Raw genomic sequence first — 18,883 nt, 5'->3', positions numbered from 1 at the left:
ACTTTTGCATTAGAAAATTTTTTTGTTGCTAACCACACTAAAATTAGACTGTCTTTTTTACTTTGTGTAACACACTTTGAACCTTGTTTCCTAATTCATTCAGAGTGAATGGTTTTGGCAAAAAGTGAAAATCTTCTATATTGATGTCATCACTCTTTAAAAAAGCATCTTCTGCATACCCAGAAATAAAAATAACGTTGATATTTGGCCTATGGATCAATGCTTCTTTAACTATTTCTGGGCCGCTCACCTCTGGCATGATTACATCAGTGATTATAAGATCTATGTGTTGACTTTTTTTACTGATTATTTCTAGCGCCTCGCTGCCTATGCTTGCTTCTATTACATCAAATCCTTTTCTTTTGAGTGCTTTAGAGATGAATTCCCTTACTGAATCTTCATCTTCGATTAATAAAATTATACCATTACCTTTAATTTCACTTACTACCGGTTTTTCTGTTTCTTCACTATCTTCCTCTCTATCATTTTCATCTGATATGTAAACCATGGGCAAAAATATGCTAAATTTAGTTCCATGATTTACTTTGCTAGCAACATAGATGTATCCTTCAGTTTGTTTAATAATGCCATATACAGTAGAGAGGCCAAGACCTGTACCAGAGGTAATATCTTTGGTAGAAAAAAATGGATCAAAGATCTTTTCAGTTGTATCACTCGTCATTCCACATCCAGTATCAATTACTTCAATCACAACATAATTTCCATGTTCAATCGCTTCCTTGTCTGGAGAAAACATATCCTGAGGTGTAGAATTTAATGAGTCAATCTTTTGATTAAAGGTTCGTATAGTTAATTCTCCGCCCTTTTCCATAGCAGCACTAGCATTGACTGCTAAGTTAAGTATAACTTGCTCTAATTGCCCTTGATCAGCCCTAACAGCACCCAAGTCTCTACCATAATAAATATTAAATTTTATATTTTCACCTATTAATCTTTTTATCATTTCATAAAGATTAGCTATAGTATTATTTACATCAATAATTTTTGGCTGCAAGGTCTGTCTTCTTGAGAAAGCAAGCAATTGTCTTACTAAATTTGATCCACGCTTTGCATTCTGCTGTATCTGTATTATATCTCCAAAAGATGGGTCACCAGCTGAGTGTTGGAGTAAAAGCAAATCGCAAAATCCTATTATCCCAGTCAATATATTGTTGAAATCATGCGCAATACCACCTGCTAACTGCCCTATAGCTTGCATCTTTTGATAATGCTCAAGCTTTATCTCTAGGTTTTTGTGTTCAGTATTGTCAATAAAATAACAAAGTATGAAGATCATTTTATTATGAAGAAACTTATTGAAATATATTTTTATGTTATTACCGCCGTTGAGCTGTACATCAAAAGACGCATTATTTATTCTATTACTCGAAAAATATTCACGTATTTTCACATGATAACTATCCAATATCAACGTAAAGATTGAATTATTATCTGACCCTGCAAGCTTTATTAGTGCCGTATTTTTCTTTACAAAGTTGCCGTTTATGTCACATTGTGCAATAGCAATTGATGAATTTGCAAAACAAGGGTGTAATTGATAATCAACAATATTTGGTTCGGTTGGTGTTATAAAGCCATATATATAGCTATGGTTGTATTTATCACAAAATATAGCAGTGCTCATATAAGCCTTGAATGGAATACCACTTATAGTAAAAAACAAAATTTCATTATCGGTTGTTGTATTGTTATATTTAGATTGAGATATAAAATCACTGATTGAGCTACCTTTTTCCAGTTTTTTTAGTTCAAATATGTCTAAAAATCTTTTATTTACAGATAAAATCACCCCTTTGGCATTTGCAATGTAAGTTCCTATGCTGTGTTTTTCTATTAACTCTTCATATATCTGCTCCTTGTTTATCTGTGTTGCTTTTAATACAAAATACCCATCTGGCCTTGCTATTGGCACTAATGATAAATTTAAAATCTTATTACTATTTATAGCAATTTGGGGATTATCTGGTATCGGCTCAAAGAGCAAAAGAAAGTTAGATACTCTATTCTTCTTGTTTAAGGAAATGCATACCTGTACAGAAGAGTTATTTTTTAGTGCATGATAGAGTACTTTTTTGTCTGCTTCTGAAACATCTCCTATTTCAAGAATCTTGGCTAACGTAATGTCATCATCTATATGATCTTTAAACCTTTCGTAGAACCTTGCATCAGCATAAATAATACCTTCATCCTTATGTAAAATAAGGCAAAATTCTGTATTATGATTTAGTGCATTTGCAAATATTGCATTTTGAAATTCTATAGTATTAAGTAGGTATCTGTAGCGTTTTACATTATACATCATAAAGAGAGTTGTTAGAATGCTAACTAATAAATTAATCTCTATATTAATATGCTGACTATATATATCAAAAAAGTAGAGTATCGATATTGCTACTGGAGGTAAGAGCATAATAACTGCCATCACAACAATTGACATTCCATAATTTCTTAGTATGAAGTCAACCCTGTTCTCTTTTTTGTTATCTATGTATCTTTTATTCATTATTGTTACTTGGCATTGTTGTACATACGAAAATGTTCTATTATATTGATTTAATTATTATAGATTTATTAACGTCTTTGATAGATAATTATCATCCAAATCTAATTAAGTTCCTTAAATATCAGATATAACAATGTTAATAAGCTAGCAAGAGGATATTATGGAAAAACAAAAAACACAAGCATTTAAATGGTTCTGTGCACTAAGAGATAAGATCATAGAATCTTTCTTATTAATTGAAAAACAATCATCCGCAGAGCCAAAGATCGAAAAGAGAAAGTGGGATCGCCCAGGTGGTGGAGGTGGTGAATCTACAATTATTTTTGGTAATGTTTTTGAAAAAGTTGGAGTAAACGTTTCAAAAGTACACGGAAAATTTGCAGATTCAGCCATTAATGAAATTCCTGGTGCAAGTGAAAGTAACGGAGAGTTTTGGGCAAGCGGTATATCTTTAGTGTCTCATATGCAATCGCCCCTTATCCCTGCAGCACATATGAACACAAGGCTGATATATACTTCAAAACAATGGTTTGGTGGAGGAATGGATTTTACGCCAATATATAAAAATGAAGAAGATTGCAAGTATATCCATGAATCAATCAAAATGACATGTGATAGATTTGACACCGGATATTATCCAAAATTTAAAGAGCAATGTGACAATTATTTTTTCTTACAACACAGAAAAGAGCCGCGTGGCATTGGTGGCATTTTCTATGATAATCTGAGTTCTGGCAACTGGGAAAACGATTTTGAGTTCACAAAAGCAGTAGGTGAAGCCTTTTTGGAAATTTATTCGCACGTCATACGTAAACATATGCAAAAATCTTGGACAAAAGAACAACGAGAAAATCAATTAATAAAACGTGGCAGATATGTAGAATTCAATCTGTTATACGATCGTGGCACAAGGTTTGGTTTAATGACTGACGGCAATCCAGATGCAATTATGATGTCAATGCCACCACTTGTTAAGTGGTTATAGAGAGCTGCTATTAGTAGAAAATAAATCATCATAGTTTAAAATTGTACCATGGTAGTGAGCTTTTATATAGGGGGTATAATCATGGGCATAATAGATAATTTTTTAATTAAATCTGTCAAAAACAATGACATAAAAGGTGTTAAACTGACTCTAATTCTCTATGATGCATTAAATAGTTTTAGAAAATTCTTTTCAAAGACTATGTCTCTCAAGGATACAGGATCATTTGATATAAATAATAATCAAGCTTTAAATCAGGCTTTAGGACATGCTACAGATCACAAAATAATGGAATTGCTGATTAATCGTGGAGCTGATATCCACTCAATAGATGAGAATGGAAAGAATGTTATAATTCGTGTTATTGAGAGTTTAGCAGAATCAAAAAATCTAAAATTGGATAGTGAGAAAAACTTACCAGCAGAGATAATTCTTCACCCCACAGTTTCCTTTTTACTAGGAAAAGGCGCAGAGTATTATTCTACAGATGATTTGAATATTGAAGCTATACAACAAAAACCTCCTAGAACTTTTGAGTATAAGTCAAAGAATACTAGCTATGATGCTTTGCCTTCAAAAGAGCCCATTTACGCTGAGGTGTATGACACTAAGGTTAGTAACTCATTAGGGGAGAATGGTTATTTGAGTGTATCAGAAGAATCTATTTATGCTGAAATATATGATTCACATAAAAAATCCACTGAAAATTTATCATTGGACGATAGTGGTTATTTGAGTATATCAGAAGAACCTATTTATTGCACTATAGATGATCTTTCAGAACAAAAAGCCTACTAGCCTAAAACAGAAAGAGCCAGAACAGTCGTCAGAACCTATTTATGCTAGGGTAGATTTGTCCAAGAAAAGAGCAGAAAGAAAAGCAAAAGACATAAAAGCTAATTCTGGAACTTGCCATGGGTTAGTGCAAGATAAAGTGAATGATTGGCAAGTGAAGCTAAATGAGCTAAGTGCTAATAAGTCGATAAGTCAGCAACAGACTAATGATCAAAAAATTAAGACCAAGGCTGGCTTTAGTGTAGAAGAAATAAGGCAGAAATATGAGCGTAGAGATTCTGGCTACGATTCTGGCTATGATTCCGATACAAAAGTTGAACAACAATTAGAATTAGCTCCTAAATCTGAGATAGGTTCAGTGAGTATTGAGCATGGAGTAATAGGAGGCTGTCGATATAAGATTACTGATATATCCCTCTAACTATGTGATTCAAAATAATTGAATTGACTTTATATATGTAATCGATATAACCTAGTTAGATTCAAGTTGACTCTTTCGTCTAGTGGTTAGGACACCACCCTTTCACGGTGGTAACACGGGTTCAAATCCCGTAAGAGTCACTCAAGTAGAATATAATTAAAGTTTTGAATGGGAAAAATTAGGCTCTATGTTGAAGAAGCTTTATCACAAGGCGTGAGTTTAGCACTTAATCCACAACAAAGTCACTATATTTGCAATGTAATGCGGCTTAAGAAGTATGATAATCTCTCTCTTTTTAATGGAAAAGATGGAGAATGGTTAGGAGAAGTAGTTAATATATCGCGTAAATTGACAGAAGTTACACCCAAAGAATGCACTAAACAACAGCAATATGAGGAAAATTTATACCTGTATTGTGCCATGGTAAAAAGTGCTGCTTTGAACAACATAGTAAGACAGGCAACTGAAATGGGAGTAATCTGCATTCAATTTATTTCAACAGAACGTACAGTGGTAAAAAATATTAACCTAAGTAGAGCAAAATTACAAGCAATCGAAGCAGCGGAACAATCAGGTAGGATAAGTATACCAGAGATTTTGCCTCCTATTAACTTTTGTGAGTTACCTGATTCCCAAAGTAAAAATTTTGTTTTGTGTGATGAAACAGGTAAAGCTGATAAAGTGCTGAAAGGCAAAAAAAATGTTGCTATTATTGTTGGTCCTGAAGGTGGTTTTTCATCTTATGAACTTGATCTTGCCGATAAGTTTTGTCAAAAATTGAGTCTAGGAAAAAGAATTTTAAGGGTCGATACTGCTGTAGTTGCTGCACTCACTTTCACCAATTGGTGTAGCTAGATTTTTAAATATGGCTAAGGTTTGGGTCATAAAGAAATCTGGTTCAGTGTTGCGCGCACAAAAACCCTGTAGACTTTCTACGAAGCAGTCTGTTGTTAAAGAGGAGCTAATAAAAAACATATTCTAAGATAATATTAAATCTCATATTATATTTTTTCTAAAGTAAACAAATGAATCTTGCATTTTGCCTGAGTTATTGATACTCTGAGTAAAGAAGTCGGGGCGTAGCGCAGCCTGGTAGCGCATTTGGTTTGGGACCAAAGGGTCGGGAGTTCAAATCTCTCCGCCCCGATGTTAGTATAATTGTAAGAACGCTGTAACATAAGAGCAATCTCCATCAGTAAGCAAGTAGCTGACACTGGAATGACATTATTTACCATGTAAATTATGGCATATTACATTTTAACGCTCAAGTTTATAAAATAATTGACAATGTTAATTTTCTAATTTATAAATAGATTTTGAAATGATTACCGAAGGAGGTATAGAGTTTGATAGAAGTATCAGTCCATTATGGTGATGTAGACAGAGCTCTTCCAGTATTGAAAAAAACAATTCAAAAGGAAGGAAAAGGGTTGAAAATGAAAAAACAATATCATGAAAAAAAATCAGAAAAAAGAGCTAAAAAGAAAGCTGAAGCTAAAAAAAAGAGGTACCAACAAGAGTGCAGAAGGCAACGTTATGGTTGGTAGTTTGTACTCAAGTTAATAGTTTATCATTGGTTATTTTATGAATATTCACGAATATCAAGCGAAAGAAGTTTTGCATAAATTTAATGTCCCAGTGCCAAAAGGTTTTGTTGCTACATCTGCAGAAGAAGTAAAGACTCAAGTAAGTCAATTAAAATCTGACGTGTTTGTAGTTAAAGCTCAAATTCATGCAGGTGGTAGGGGTAAAGCCGGTGGCGTAAAGCTAGCAAAGTCAGTTGAAGAAGCTCAACAGTTTGTAAAGGACATGATTGGTATGACTTTAGTTACTCATCAAACAGGGCCAAGCGGGCAGCAAGTAAGAAAAGTGTACGTTGAAGAAGGCTCAAGCATTAAGAAAGAGTATTATTTAAGCCTGGTAATCGACCCGAAGCTCAGTAGGCCAATATTCATATTTTCCTCAGAAGGTGGAATGGACATCGAAGAAGTGGCAAAAAATTCTCCTGCAAAAATTGTGAAATTTGATATTGATCCTGCTACAAGTTTTGATAGCAGCAAGTTAAGCAGCAGTTTTCATTTGAGTCCAGAACAAATAGAAAAGATATCGAGCATTGCAAAAAAAATATATGATGCGTTTATTGCAACTGATGCGAGCCAAATTGAAATTAATCCACTGGTTGAAACAAATTCTGGAGATTTTATTGCGCTCGATGCAAAAATTAATTTCGATGATAATGCTTTATATCGTCACCCAGAAATTATGGAACTTCGTGATTATGATGAGGAAGTGAAAGAAGAGATAGAGGCTTCAAAGTATGGGCTCAGTTACATCAAAATGGATGGCAGTATTGGTTGCATGGTAAATGGTGCAGGTCTTGCTATGGCAACAATGGATATAATAAAATACTACGGAGCAGAGCCTGCTAACTTTTTGGATGTTGGTGGTGGAGCGAGTAAAGAAACTGTAACTGAAGCATTTAAAATCATATTGTCTGATAGCAACGTAAAAGGAATTCTGGTTAACATATTTGGTGGTATAATGCGTTGCGATATTATCGCAAGTGGAATTGTTGCGGCTGCAAAAGAAATGAGCATTAAAGTTCCTCTAGTGGTTAGATTATCAGGTACTAATTTTGAAGAAGGAAAAAAAATTTTAGAAGAGTCAGGATTAAATATTATTGCTGCAGATGAGCTAGATGAAGCTGCGCAAAAGATAGTAAAAGAGGTAAAATAAAGCGTGTCCGTTTTAGTAAACAAAGATACAAGATTAATATGCCAGGGTTTTACTGGTGCACAAGGCACATTTCATTCAGAGCAAGCAATTGATTACGGAACGAAAATGGTGGGAGGTGTAACTCCTGGAAAGGGTGGTAGCACTCACCTTAATTTACCGGTTTTTAATACTGTAGCAGAAGCCAAAGAAAAAACCGGTTCAAATGCTACAGTTATATATGTACCTGCTAAATTTGCTGCTCCTGCAATACTTGAAGCAATAGATGCAAAAATAGAATTGATAATTTGTATTACAGAGGGCATTCCTATACTTGATATGGTGAAAGTTAAGCGTGCGCTTATCGGCTCAAAAAGTCGATTGATTGGTCCCAACTGCCCGGGAATTATTACACCTGAAGAATGCAAAATAGGAATTATGCCTGGCCATATCCATAAGCGTGGACACATAGGAATTATGTCTCGCTCCGGAACTTTAACTTACGAGGCAGTAGCACAAACAACCGCTGTTGGTCTTGGTCAATCCACATGTATCGGAATTGGGGGAGATCCAGTTCATGGTATGACATTTGTTGACTGTATGGAGCTCTTTTTAAAAGATGACGATACTCATGGTATTGTAGTTATTGGTGAAATAGGTGGAAACGAAGAAGAAGATGTATCACATTTTGTAAAAACAGAAAAAACTAAAAAGCCAATCGTTGGTTTTGTAGCAGGCCAAACGGCACCTCCAGGAAGACGTATGGGACACGCTGGAGCAATCATCTCTTCCAGCGGTGGAAGTGCTGGTGCAAAACTAGAAGTTATGCGGAGCGCTGGAATTGCAATTGCTGAAACCCCTGCAGTAATTGGTAAGAAGGTATTGGAAGTAATGCATCACTAGAATTAGGATCACAAAAACCCTATATCACCGGTCATGAATACGTTATTTGCCCATTCGATTAATAACTTGCCTCCTGGTAAATTTACTGAAGTCTGTTGGGCAACCAGATATCCACGTAGTGTGGATGCAACAAGTGCTGCACAGGCTGCACTACCGCATGATGCAGTAATGCCTGTACCTCTTTCCCAAACTCTTAAAGCTATTTCTCCAGACTTTTCAACTTGTGCAATACTAACATTAATTTTCCGAGGAAATAATGCGTGATTTTCTAGCTTTGGTCCTAAATTTCGCAATGGTATTTCACTTATGTTATCAACAAAAAAAACTATGTGAGGATTGCCAATATTTACTGCAACAGGATCTTTTAGCATTTCAAGCTCTATAGGTAAGTGAAGAGTGTCACACTCAGTAGACAAGGGAATTTCATGCCATTTTAGCAAAGGTTTACCCATGTTAACCTTTATGGATTTATCACCCACTTTAAAACACTCTAAAATGCGTTTGCTTGTTAGCTCAATAATGGAGTATTCAGCACCTTTTTCTGACATTATCAAATATCCAACACAGCGTGCTGCGTTTCCGCACATTTCAGCTCGACTTCCATCAGCATTATAGATATGCATAAAACAGTCTGCAGCATTAGACATTGTTATAATTATCACTTGATCACAACTGCTTTGATCAGCAATTTGTCTATGGTTCCAGTCTAAATTGTTTGTTGAACGTGAGTCTATGATAACGAAATTGTTACCAGTGCCGTGCATTTTGATAAAATTTTCAGAATTTTGGCCACTCATCATAAAAAAATATTTCTTCTATTGGTCTTCTTTTCTTCTTACTTGTTTCAGCACCCTCTTCTTCGTAACCAACCGCTATCACTGACATTACGTTAAAGTCATTGGGTATATTGAACTCTTTCACTATTTTATCTCTATCAAATCCACCCATTTGATGGGCCATTAAGTTCATAACTGCAGCTTGTAACATAAGTCCATAATTTGCTGCACCAGTATCATGATTAGCCCAAAGATTTTCTCCTTTACCTTGTTTACGGAAGTTTTTAGCACTTAAAGATATGATTAACACTTGTGCATCTTTTGCCCATTTTTGATTAGATTCATCAAGGCAATTTAGCAGCTTTTCCCATGCGCTTTGATTGTTCTGTTTGTTGCATATTACGTATCTCCAGGGTTCATCACCAAAACATGAGGGAGTCAGCCTTACAGCTTCCATTAAAATATCCATGTCTTCCTGAGATATTGCTCTTGTAGGATCGTATGAACGTCCGCTGTGTCTTGCTTTCATCAACGATAATAGATCTTGTTTACTCATCATTTTTAATTTAATAGTGCATAAATAATTCATTGTAGCACAATATAAGCAAAATTTAAATTGCAAAACCTCTCATACACATATATTACATTCAATAAGTTATTTTTATTGGGAAGGTATGTTTATAACACAATCTAGCAGCAGATCAACACTGGCTGAAATATTGTCTTGCGTTTTACTTTTATTCTTGATGGCTCAAATAAGTATACCATTGCAGCCTGTGCCTATCACATTGCAAACTTTAGGAGTAATGCTTATTGGGCTTAAATTTAACCGCAGAACAGCATTCTATTCTGTGCTTACATATCTATCACTTGGTGCAGCAGGATTGCCTGTTCTTGCGAATTTTTCTGGTGGTTATCACGCTCTTCTTGGACCAACCGGTGGATATTTAATTGGCTGTTTAGCTGCTGTTATGGTAATGAGCAAAGTAAATGAATTACTGAACTCTAAATATAAATCATTTGTGTGTAATTCTTTAAGTTGTCTGGCTGGTACAGTTGTAATCTTTATTTGTGGTGTTAGTTGGCTTGCTGTTTACTTGGGTCTGGGACAAGCAATAATGGTGGGTGTTTTACCATTTATCCTTCCTGGTTGGTAAAAATTTTTCTACTTGTAGCAGCTTTGCAATATTTGAAAAAATGATAAAATTCCGCCCTCATCATTTCATGTGCACCCTCGCGTTTCGGGGATATGGGTATTCTCAGGGTTTTGTAGAAAATTATAAAAGGATAGCAAGCAAAGTAATTAGTACTCAAATCGAAGTAGTTGGTAACCTTGATAATATCTGTAGTGCTTGTCCAAATCAGACTAAACAAGGTAAATGCACCACACAAGCTAAAGTTTTAGAGCTAGATAGAAGGCATATGGAAATTTTAGGAATTAAAATTGGCGAGACTTTAACTTGGAATGAGGCAGTAAAAAAGATTAGGGAGAAAATGTCTTTAAAGAAATTCGAGTACGCATGTGAGGGGTGCAACTGGCAGCCATATGGAATATGTAAAAATGCCCTTTTAAATCTACAAAGGTAGTTGACAAAATGTTAAGATAAATTGAAGCATTTTTGTGGAAATAAAGCGAAATATGGAAGACAAAAGATAAATGCATTCTGAAAAGCTACACAGCATGTTCGTCCCGCTAATTAATAATATCTTTATTATTGTATGAGATAGGTAATTTAGCATTTATGAATTTGTAATGTGTTACGCATAGCTCAAAGAAATAAGGTTTACTGGTTACACGCTGCAGCCAATGCCACAACACTAGGACCTATGTTTATCTGCATGTTAATTTGCGTTGTGATTTTATGGAGGTCTTCTGTTACCTATGCTAGTGAAAATTTGGAGATACAAAAGGCCTTCGATAGTGTTGTCAAGCATATAAAAGCTGATAAAAAATATAAAGATCTTGATGTTATTGAGAGAAAAAGTGACAAATTTAATATCAAAATTTCGCAGAATTCTGGCAAGAGTTTTGACATATACTCTACTTTAAAAAAAGCAAAAGATTCCTTTGAATCAGGAGATAATGAAGCAGCTATTTCTCTCCTTAATCAGATTATCGCAAAGTTTCCTTATCATAAAAATGCTTTAATTGGATTGGGAAATATTTATTACGCTAATAAAGAATACAAAAAAGCTGTAGAGATTTACACAAGACTGTTAAAAGAACACCCTAGTAACCCTTACATATTAAAAAATTTTCTGACGATAATCTCACAATATGATCCTGATCTGGCGTTGAGTGAAATGTTAAAATTGTATGATATACATAAAAATTATGCTCCTTTATTAGCAAATTTAGGTATGATCTATATGAAAAAGGAGGATTATGTAAAAGGTAAAGAGTATATGATAACTGCTATTTCCCTCGATGAAAACAATATTTTTTATACTTATAATTTAGCTGTTATTCTAGATAAACTTTCAGATTTTCAAAATGCTACAATATTCTACTTAAAATTGTTGAACATGGCTACAACTTCGAAAGATGTGAGTGAAAAAATACCTTTATACAAAGTGACAGCAAGACTAAAATTTATAAAACTTCACAGCACGCACTCAAAGATTTCATAAAAGCTTATAGCTCACCTAAATCTAATTTATCGTATCTGTTCAAGTGAGTGGCTAATGTGCAAATATTGAAGCAAAGTGTGTGAAACACAGCTGTACGAACATTTGTTTGCAAAGGTAATTTACACAACAAATGCATAACTGTACGAACATTGTGATTTTGGCCTATTAGGAGGGTGTCATCCCAGTGCTTGACACTGGGATGGCTTTGTTGCATCGCTAGCTATGATGGATTAAAGATAAAAAAGGTGGAGAATATCAGTAGCTTATTATTCTGGTATTTACAACAAGAACGGTCAGTGAATACCTAAATTTGAGTAAAAGAAATTTCACTACCACTCACTAATCCGGCTAAAATTCAAGAATTTCAATGCTTTAGCTATTTTCAATAGAATTAAATTTATTAATATAAATAACAAATTACTATTCTTAAATTTGATCAGATTGATTGCAAAAAAACAAGATTTTCAATAAGTTGCTTATAATCCTAATTATAGTTAGCCTTTCATAAGTAGCGATGCAACAAAGCCCACTGGGATCCAGGAATTTTATTAAGTTGGCGAGCATAAAAATAGCTGTTTTATGTTAAAATACAACGTTTTAATGATTATGAAAAAGCTGGATTCCAGTGGGCTTTGTTGCATCGCTAGCTATGATGGATTAAAGATAAAAAAGGTGGAGAATATCAGTAGCTTATTATTCTGGTATTTATAACAAGAACGGTCAGTGAATACCTAAATTTGAGTAAAAGAAATTTCACTACCACTCACTAATCCGGCTAAAATTCAAGAATTTCAATGCTTTAGCTATTTTCAATAGAATTAAATTTATTAATATAAATAACAAGTTACTATTCTTAAATTTGATCAGATTGATTGCAAAAAAAACAAGATTTTCAATAAGTTGCTTATAATCCTAATTATAGTTAGCCTTTCATAAGTAGCGATGCAACAAAGCCATTCCAGTGTCAAGCACTGGAATGACACCATTCTTTTTTCTGGATCCCAGTGTCGGCTACTTGGACGACACCATTTATTGTAAGGACTTACCTCACATTTACTCTATGATTATCTTTTTAGATCACCTTGTCTACCTATTTTGCCACTCTGCTGAACGGATACAATTTATTGCTATTTTTGTTTACAATAATAATATTGAGCTATAGAATTAAATCTAAAGGGGCAATTAGCTCAGCTGGTAGAGCATCTCGTTTACACCGAGGAGGTCGGCAGTTCAAGTCTGTCATTGCCCATTTGCTTAACTGAATGTTAGTATTATTAATTACTTCAATTAAAGTATAAAAAATGCAGGATAATATAGTACCAATCTCAATAGTAAAAGAGCTGGAAGATTCTTATCTCTCCTACGCAATGAGCGTTATCATAAGCCGGGCTATACCTGACGTGCGGGATGGATTTAAACCTGTTCACAGGCGCATATTATATGCAATGTCAAGAGCTGGATTCGATGCCGGTAAGCCATATAAAAAAGCGGCTCGTATAGTTGGGGACGTAATGGGGAAATATCACCCACATGGTGATGCAGCTATTTACGATTCCTTGGTCAGGATGGCTCAAGATTTTTCTCTTCTTTTACCACTTATTGATGGGCAAGGTAACTTTGGTTCGATAGATGGAGATCCACCAGCTTCAATGCGATACACAGAAGCAAGACTTCAAAAAGTGTCGCACTTTTTACTGAATGATATTGATGAAGATACAGTTAATTTTAGGCCAAACTACGATGGAAATGAAACAGAACCAGTTGTGCTGCCTGCAGAGTTTCCGAATCTATTGGTAAACGGTGCAAGTGGTGTTGCAGTTGGTATGGCAACCAATATTCCTTCTCACAACCTTGGAGAAATAATAGATGCTTGTATGTTATATGTAGATAATCCTGAAGTTACTTTGGATGAGTTACTTGAAGTGATGCCAGGGCCGGATTTTCCAACTGGGGGAACAATTCTTGGAAGGTCTGGAATAAGATCAGCATTTGCAACTGGTCGTGGATCAATTGTTGTGCAAGGCAAGACTCATATAGAAGATCTGCCACAAGATAGGCAAGCAATAGTGATTGATGAAATACCTTACCAGGTAAATAAAGTAAAATTAATTGAGAAGATAGGTGAGCTTGTAAAAGAAAAAAGAATTGATGGTATAACAGAAATTAGGGATGAGTCCGATAAGTCTGGTATTAGAGTAGTAATTGACCTCAGAAGAAATGCTGAAGCAAGTTTTATACTTAATCAAGTATTGGGGCTAACTCCACTAAGAAGTAGTTTTAGTGTTAACACTTTAGTGCTCAATAACAACAGGCCTGCTTTGATGTCGTTAAAAGAAATCATAGCTGCTTTTGTTGACTTTAGAAAAGAAGTGTTAATCAGGAGAACAGAATTTCGTCTAAGAAAAACGAGAGAAAAAGCTCATATATATATAGGGCTCTACATTGCGGTCCTCAGCATAGATGAAGTGATAAAAATCATCCGCGGTGCAAAAGATCCTGCGGAAGCAAGTAGAGAACTTTTAAATAAAGAATGGAAAACTTCGAATGAAATCAACACTATTATCGAGTTGATTTCAGATAGCTCAAGCTTTTTGAAAGATGGAGTGTATAGATTAACTGAGCTACAGATTAAGGCTATCCTTGATATGAAACTGCAGCGTTTAACAGGCCTTGAAAAAGACAAATTAGAAGCTGAGCTAAGTTCAATGATCAACCTGATAAAAGAATATATCGCTTTTCTTGGCTCAGGAGAGAAGTTGATGAAAGAAATAAAAAACAATCTACAAGAAATAAAGAACAGATTTGCTGTGCCGCGAAAAACTTCAATAGAGGAGTCAGACGCGGACATTGAAGCTGAAGATCTAATTCCACAAGAGGATATGGTGATAACCGTAACTATGAATGGTTATATCAAGCGTGTGAAACTTTCTCACTACAGAACTCAGCGTCGTGGTGGAAAAGGAAAGCTAGGACAGGGATTAAAAGAAGAAGATGTAATTACAGAATTATTTGTGACAAATACTCACACTAGCCTCTTATTCTTTTCTAATATTGGCCGAGTCTATAGATTAAAGGTTTATAAGTTGCCTCTTGCAGAACCAACTGCACGTGGAAGAGCGCTTGTTAACATATTTCCGCTTAGCGATAGTGAAACTATAACTAATATCATGCCATTGCCAAGTGAAAATGACGAAAATCAAAACATAGTTTTTGCTACTGCCTATGGAAACATAAGGCGTAACTCTTTAGCGGACTTTCACTATATTCCAAGCAATGGAAAAATAGCAATAAAGCTCGATGGAGGAGACAAATTAGTATCGGTTAAGGTATGTAATGAAATTGACCATGTTTTACTTTCAACAACGCTTGGAAAAAGTATCAGATTTGTTGTAAGTGATGTGCGTCAATTTAAGAGTCGCAATTCAGATGGCGTAAGAGGTATCAAACTTGTAAAGAATGACAGCGTGATATCCATGACCATATTAAATGGGATAGGTGTAGCAACAGAAACAAAAGAACTTTACTTAAAAGTTCCACTTGCAAAAAGACTGGGGACTGCAATTAATAACTCCATTGATTCTAAATTGGAAAAGACTTTGAATGATTTAGGAATAGATAACGAATTATTCTTAAAACTTGCAGTGAATGAGGAGTTTATATTAACTATTACTGAAAATGGCTTTGGTAAAAGAACTTCTGCGTATGAGTATAGAGTAACTAACAGGGGTGGTGTTGGTATCACCAATATTCTTACTACTAGCAGAAACGGTAATGTTGTTGCTAGTTTTCCAGTTGAGCAGGGTGATAATATAATGCTTATTACAGATAAAGGAAAGTTAATTCGCATTTCGGTCAATGAGATTAGAATTGCAGGACGCAGCACTCAAGGAGTCACTCTGTTTAAAACAGAAAGTAGAGAAAAAGTGGTGTCAGTAGCGAAAATTGAAGATCCTGATTCCACTGAAGATAGTATTTTTGAAGTTGAAAACTCTATCGCTTCTTAACCGTAGTATAGGTTAAACAAAAAGCGCAAGTTTTTGTTGATTAATACGCAGTATTTAAATTAAAATATATACTTATGGCTAAGTAAAGATCAATGGACAAAAAATTAACTAAAAATAAAAAACCACTGGCAGACAAAGAGGATAAAAAAACACCTCCTGTTAAAGATCTTACTAAAAATAAGAGTAGGAGAGATTTTATAACATTAACTACATGCGCTATGGCAGGTATAGGAGCTGCAAGTGGACTTTGGCCACTGGTTAAATCTATGAATCCTTCTGCTGAAGTTCTAGCAACTTCCACAGTGGAGGTGAATTTGTCTGGAATTCAGGAAGGACACGGAGTAAAAGTAAAGTGGCAAGGTAAACCAGTATTCATTCGTAGACGCACAAAGCAAGAAATTGAGGCTGCAAGAGCTGTGAATGTGAAGAGCTTGAGGGATCCTCAATTAGATGAGCAGAGAGTATACGAAGGAAAAGACGAATGGTTAATTATGCTTGGAATATGTACACATCTTGGGTGTGTACCGGTTGACCACGCTACAAGAGATGGTAATGGTTGGTTCTGTCCTTGCCACGGTTCATATTATGATACATCAGGTCGAGTAATTGGGGGTCCTGCACCGAAAAATATGGCTGTACCTGATTATTTTTTTCCCAGTGAGAATGTTGTGGTAATTGGCAAGAAGGCTTAACGGAACTCGTTAAAAAAAACTCACAGGATCAACATCTATTATCACTGCAATACTCGAATTCAAGTTACAATTTTTAATCCAATATTTCAGCTTTTTTTGTATAGATAAACTGTGTTTATTGTGTATTTTTAATAATACCCTATACCGATACTTATTATTTAAAAAATTTATCGCTGCTGGTGATGGGCCAAGAATTTCAAATTCCTTTTTGTCTACACCTACATTTTTTTCCTGGATACAAGTAGTTAAGCTACTTGGATGACAAAGAAGAGATTTTACTATTTCATTCGCTGCTTTTTGTGTTGCAATCTGATTCTTACCACAGATTATAAGCGCTATTAATCTGCTAAATGGTGGCATTTTGGCTTCGCGTCTTGACTTAAGTTCGATTTCATAAAATGAGTCTCTTTTTTGATGCAGCAATGCTTTTATTATTGAACTTTCAGGATTATTGGTTTGCACTATTACCATTCCTTTTTCATTAAACCTTCCTGATCTGCCTGCAACTTGGTGCAATAATTGATACGTCTTTTCCGCTGCTCTCAAATCAGAATTTTCGAGACTCAAATCTGCATTCATTACTCCAACCAAAGTTAATTTGGGAAAATTGTGCCCTTTAGCAATTATTTGTGTGCCGATTATAATGTTCACCTCTTCTTTCAATATCAAGTCAATTACGTTACTAACCGACTTCTGATCGCTGCTTATCATCGCAGTTTTTGCGTTTGGTATTAATTTCACCATTTCTTCAAGCAACCTTTCAATTCCTATGCCGTAGAGGGACAATGGCTGTTCACTTTGGCAATTAGAGCATTTCTCTGGAAGTTTTAATTGATAAGAGCAATGATGGCACAAAAGAGCATTTTTTTTCTTGTGATATGTAAGCCAAACAGCACAATTTAAGCAGGAAATTTTATATCCACACTTTTTACAAATTGCCAGTTGTGCATACCCTCTGCGGTTTAGAAAAAGCATAACCTGCTGTTTTTTCTCTATGGTTTGTTTGATGCTTTCAAAAAGCTCAGAGGAGATCCATTGCTTGTTGTTCCTCATATCTACTACTTTAATGAGTGGCAATTCTGCACCACCAAATCGTTTAGTTAGCTTTACATGATTGTAATTCCCGTTTTTAACATGATGAATCGTTTCAAGCAGTGGAGTAGCTGATGATAAAATAATCGGAATATTTTCAAATTTGGCTAAGATTATCGCCATATCTCGAGCATTATATATAATTCCCTGTTCTTGTTTAAAAGATGAGTCGTGCTCTTCATCAACGATAATCAATTTTAGGTTTTTATAAGGCAAAAAAAGCGCTGACCGTGCACCAATAATTATCTGCGCATTTCCATTCGCTATGCTGAGCCAATTATTCCGGCGAGTTTTTGGAGTGAGCTCTGAGTGCCATTCAACTAAGTTTTTTGATATCTGACCATGAATACGGTTTACCAATTGTGAAGTTAAAACAATTTCAGGCAAGAGGATTAGCACTTGCGCATTACCTTCTCCTGATGTCATTTCAACATATTCTGGTGTCATACTAGTACGTGGCAAAGACGGTATGCTAAATGTTACAGTGGGTTTTGCCTTGAGTATAAAGGTGTCATTCCAGTGCTTGACACTGGAATCCAGGAATTTTGATTGTAAATTAGGTATTGGTTTTAAGTTAAAATAAACATTTGTAATGAGGTTATATGAAAAACTGGATCCCAGTGTCAGGCTACTCGGATAACACCCTCTTGGTAGACCCAAATCACAATGTTCGTACAGTTGTGTCTCTGGGCACTGGGATGGTAAAGTCTGAGCAGCATTTGGAACGGCAGTGTAATTCTTAATCAATTGTGCAATCACAGAGAGATAAACTTCGGTTTTTCCAGACCCGGTCTCACCGTCAAGCAAAGTCACTGAATATTCGTTCAAATTGCTGATTATTTTATCACTAGCTACCTGCTGTTCAGGACTCAATTTGCAGCTTATTTCACTTGTTTCCTGCTTTTGTTCAACACAAACCAATTTATCTATGTGATTTACTTTTAACACTCCTCCCATTATCACTTTGGCAAGCATACCAATAGGTATTAAGTTGTATTGCGCAACCCACTCTGCAAATGCAATCAATTTTGGTCTAATATTTGGTAAATCGATTTTTTGCTCAATAAATTTTAATTCTCGGTTACTTTTATCACTGTATTTCCAAACTATTCCGATTAAGCGTTTTTTGCCAAATGGCACTACTACGTAATCTCCAAGTAAAATCTCAGTACTTTCCTCAATTGCATATGAAAATAACTGATCAATTGGAAGTGGTAGTAATACGTCAACTGTTTTTGCCATAGTGATTGAGTTTAACATTGTTTTAAAGAGCTTGTAACTTTATTAAGCTTGGCAATATAGATGAATCGGTACAGAGAAAATCTTAATGTTTAACACATTTTTCATA

General features: G+C 35.1%; 16 protein-coding genes, 3 tRNA genes and 1 pseudogene. 15 read left to right on the top strand and 5 right to left on the bottom strand.

Translation table 11 applies throughout. From position 1 onward, the window contains the following. Positions 1-43 precede the first annotated feature (43 nt). On the bottom strand, positions 44-2,524 hold the full coding sequence (locus tag AACH21_RS01210) for a response regulator (protein WP_338482615.1): 2,481 nt from the start codon (positions 2,522-2,524) through the stop codon (positions 44-46). Positions 2,525-2,684: 160 nt separating this feature from the next. Here AACH21_RS01210 and hemF point away from each other — a divergent pair, with 160 nt between their 5' ends. The 9 genes from hemF (at position 2,685) to sucD (ending at position 8,340) form a co-directional block, all read left to right on the top strand. Then, entirely contained in the window at positions 2,685-3,509 is an 825-nt protein-coding gene (gene hemF / locus AACH21_RS01205) for an oxygen-dependent coproporphyrinogen oxidase (RefSeq protein WP_236514518.1), read from the top strand. 81 nt (positions 3,510-3,590) lie between these two features. Next, on the top strand, positions 3,591-4,307 hold the full coding sequence (locus AACH21_RS01200; protein ID WP_338482614.1) for a hypothetical protein: 717 nt from the start codon (positions 3,591-3,593) through the stop codon (positions 4,305-4,307). A 55-nt stretch (positions 4,308-4,362) separates the two neighbouring features. Then, positions 4,363-4,725, top strand: coding sequence for a hypothetical protein (locus AACH21_RS01195; RefSeq protein ID WP_223823129.1), 363 nt, complete (start codon positions 4,363-4,365; stop codon positions 4,723-4,725). A gap of 68 nt (positions 4,726-4,793) precedes the next feature. Next, a tRNA-Glu gene (locus tag AACH21_RS01190) sits at positions 4,794-4,865 on the top strand. Positions 4,866-4,893: 28 nt separating this feature from the next. Next, a complete protein-coding gene (locus AACH21_RS01185) occupies positions 4,894-5,580 on the top strand; it encodes a 16S rRNA (uracil(1498)-N(3))-methyltransferase (RefSeq protein WP_006279818.1) in 687 nt (228 codons plus the stop codon). 218 nt (positions 5,581-5,798) lie between these two features. After that, positions 5,799-5,872, top strand: a tRNA-Pro gene (locus tag AACH21_RS01180). Between the two features lie 199 nt (positions 5,873-6,071). After that, positions 6,072-6,272, top strand: a complete 201-nt coding sequence (rpsU, locus tag AACH21_RS01175; protein ID WP_338482613.1) for a 30S ribosomal protein S21 — start codon at positions 6,072-6,074, stop codon at positions 6,270-6,272. Between the two features lie 37 nt (positions 6,273-6,309). Then, on the top strand, positions 6,310-7,461 hold the full coding sequence (sucC, locus tag AACH21_RS01170) for an ADP-forming succinate--CoA ligase subunit beta (protein ID WP_338482612.1): 1,152 nt from the start codon (positions 6,310-6,312) through the stop codon (positions 7,459-7,461). 3 nt (positions 7,462-7,464) lie between these two features. Continuing rightward, positions 7,465-8,340, top strand: a complete 876-nt coding sequence (gene sucD / locus AACH21_RS01165) for a succinate--CoA ligase subunit alpha (RefSeq protein ID WP_338482611.1) — start codon at positions 7,465-7,467, stop codon at positions 8,338-8,340. 8 nt (positions 8,341-8,348) lie between these two features. Here sucD and dapF read toward each other — a convergent pair whose 3' ends face one another. Further along, entirely contained in the window at positions 8,349-9,137 is a 789-nt protein-coding gene (dapF, locus tag AACH21_RS01160) for a diaminopimelate epimerase (RefSeq protein ID WP_006279822.1), read from the bottom strand. Next, on the bottom strand, positions 9,118-9,705 hold the full coding sequence (locus AACH21_RS01155; protein ID WP_006279823.1) for a nitroreductase family protein: 588 nt from the start codon (positions 9,703-9,705) through the stop codon (positions 9,118-9,120). The genes dapF and AACH21_RS01155 overlap by 20 nt, the downstream gene beginning before the upstream one ends. An 85-nt stretch (positions 9,706-9,790) precedes the next feature. On the opposite strand from AACH21_RS01155, the pseudogene AACH21_RS01150 reads away from it, so the two are divergent. From AACH21_RS01150 to AACH21_RS01140, 3 genes and pseudogenes are all read left to right on the top strand, one after another. Further along, positions 9,791-10,317 (top strand): annotated as a pseudogene (locus tag AACH21_RS01150) (biotin transporter BioY). Next, positions 10,314-10,703, top strand: coding sequence for a DUF1284 domain-containing protein (locus AACH21_RS01145; protein ID WP_006279825.1), 390 nt, complete (start codon positions 10,314-10,316; stop codon positions 10,701-10,703). Before AACH21_RS01150 ends, AACH21_RS01145 begins: the two are co-directional and overlap by 4 nt. Positions 10,704-10,871: 168 nt before the next feature. Then, positions 10,872-11,747 carry a tetratricopeptide repeat protein gene (locus AACH21_RS01140; RefSeq protein ID WP_265029909.1) on the top strand — a complete coding sequence of 292 codons (876 nt, stop codon included), beginning with the start codon at positions 10,872-10,874 and terminating at the stop codon, positions 11,745-11,747. Between the two features lie 4 nt (positions 11,748-11,751). Here AACH21_RS01140 and AACH21_RS01135 read toward each other — a convergent pair whose 3' ends face one another. Next, positions 11,752-11,961: a hypothetical protein gene (locus AACH21_RS01135; RefSeq protein WP_338482610.1), complete on the bottom strand. Its 210-nt coding sequence runs from the start codon at positions 11,959-11,961 to the stop codon at positions 11,752-11,754. 962 nt (positions 11,962-12,923) lie between these two features. Here AACH21_RS01135 and AACH21_RS01130 point away from each other — a divergent pair. The 3 genes from AACH21_RS01130 to petA all read left to right on the top strand — a co-directional run bounded on the left by AACH21_RS01130 (position 12,924) and on the right by petA (position 16,443). Continuing rightward, positions 12,924-12,996 (top strand) — tRNA-Val (locus tag AACH21_RS01130). Positions 12,997-13,048: 52 nt separating this feature from the next. Continuing rightward, entirely contained in the window at positions 13,049-15,751 is a 2,703-nt protein-coding gene (gene gyrA / locus AACH21_RS01125; protein ID WP_338482608.1) for a DNA topoisomerase (ATP-hydrolyzing) subunit A, read from the top strand. Between the two features lie 92 nt (positions 15,752-15,843). Then, the gene (petA, locus tag AACH21_RS01120; protein ID WP_010963095.1) at positions 15,844-16,443 is read left to right on the top strand and encodes a ubiquinol-cytochrome c reductase iron-sulfur subunit; all 600 of its coding nucleotides are present in this window, start codon (positions 15,844-15,846) and stop codon (positions 16,441-16,443) included. A gap of 9 nt (positions 16,444-16,452) precedes the next feature. Here the strand turns inward: petA and priA are convergent, their stop codons facing one another. Continuing rightward, positions 16,453-18,795, bottom strand: a complete 2,343-nt coding sequence (gene priA, locus AACH21_RS01115) for a primosomal protein N' (RefSeq protein WP_265040694.1) — start codon at positions 18,793-18,795, stop codon at positions 16,453-16,455. Positions 18,796-18,883: the final 88 nt, after the last annotated feature.

It is taken from the genome of Wolbachia endosymbiont (group A) of Ophion costatus (assembly GCF_963969245.1).
Taxonomy (GTDB): domain Bacteria; phylum Pseudomonadota; class Alphaproteobacteria; order Rickettsiales; family Anaplasmataceae; genus Wolbachia; species Wolbachia pipientis.
The sequence above is the reverse complement of the archived record's forward strand: the minus strand, read 5'-3'. Positions and strand labels throughout refer to the sequence as shown.

Bases quoted from the DNA above. Each gene is read 5' to 3' on its own strand.
- sucC (WP_338482612.1), top strand. From the start codon at position 6,310: ATGAATATTCACGAATATCAAGCGAAAGAAGTTTTGCATAAATTTAAT.
- hemF (WP_236514518.1), top strand. From the start codon at position 2,685: ATGGAAAAACAAAAAACACAAGCATTTAAATGGTTCTGTGCACTAAGA.
- AACH21_RS01135 (WP_338482610.1), bottom strand. From the start codon at position 11,961: ATGCAACAAAGCCATCCCAGTGTCAAGCACTGGGATGACACCCTCCTA.
- priA (WP_265040694.1), bottom strand. From the start codon at position 18,795: ATGTTAAACTCAATCACTATGGCAAAAACAGTTGACGTATTACTACCA.
- AACH21_RS01155 (WP_006279823.1), bottom strand. From the start codon at position 9,705: ATGAATTATTTATGCACTATTAAATTAAAAATGATGAGTAAACAAGAT.
- dapF (WP_006279822.1), bottom strand. From the start codon at position 9,137: ATGAGTGGCCAAAATTCTGAAAATTTTATCAAAATGCACGGCACTGGT.
- AACH21_RS01145 (WP_006279825.1), top strand. From the start codon at position 10,314: ATGATAAAATTCCGCCCTCATCATTTCATGTGCACCCTCGCGTTTCGG.
- AACH21_RS01200 (WP_338482614.1), top strand. From the start codon at position 3,591: ATGGGCATAATAGATAATTTTTTAATTAAATCTGTCAAAAACAATGAC.
- petA (WP_010963095.1), top strand. From the start codon at position 15,844: ATGGACAAAAAATTAACTAAAAATAAAAAACCACTGGCAGACAAAGAG.
- AACH21_RS01210 (WP_338482615.1), bottom strand. From the start codon at position 2,524: ATGAATAAAAGATACATAGATAACAAAAAAGAGAACAGGGTTGACTTC.
- AACH21_RS01185 (WP_006279818.1), top strand. From the start codon at position 4,894: ATGGGAAAAATTAGGCTCTATGTTGAAGAAGCTTTATCACAAGGCGTG.
- gyrA (WP_338482608.1), top strand. From the start codon at position 13,049: ATGCAGGATAATATAGTACCAATCTCAATAGTAAAAGAGCTGGAAGAT.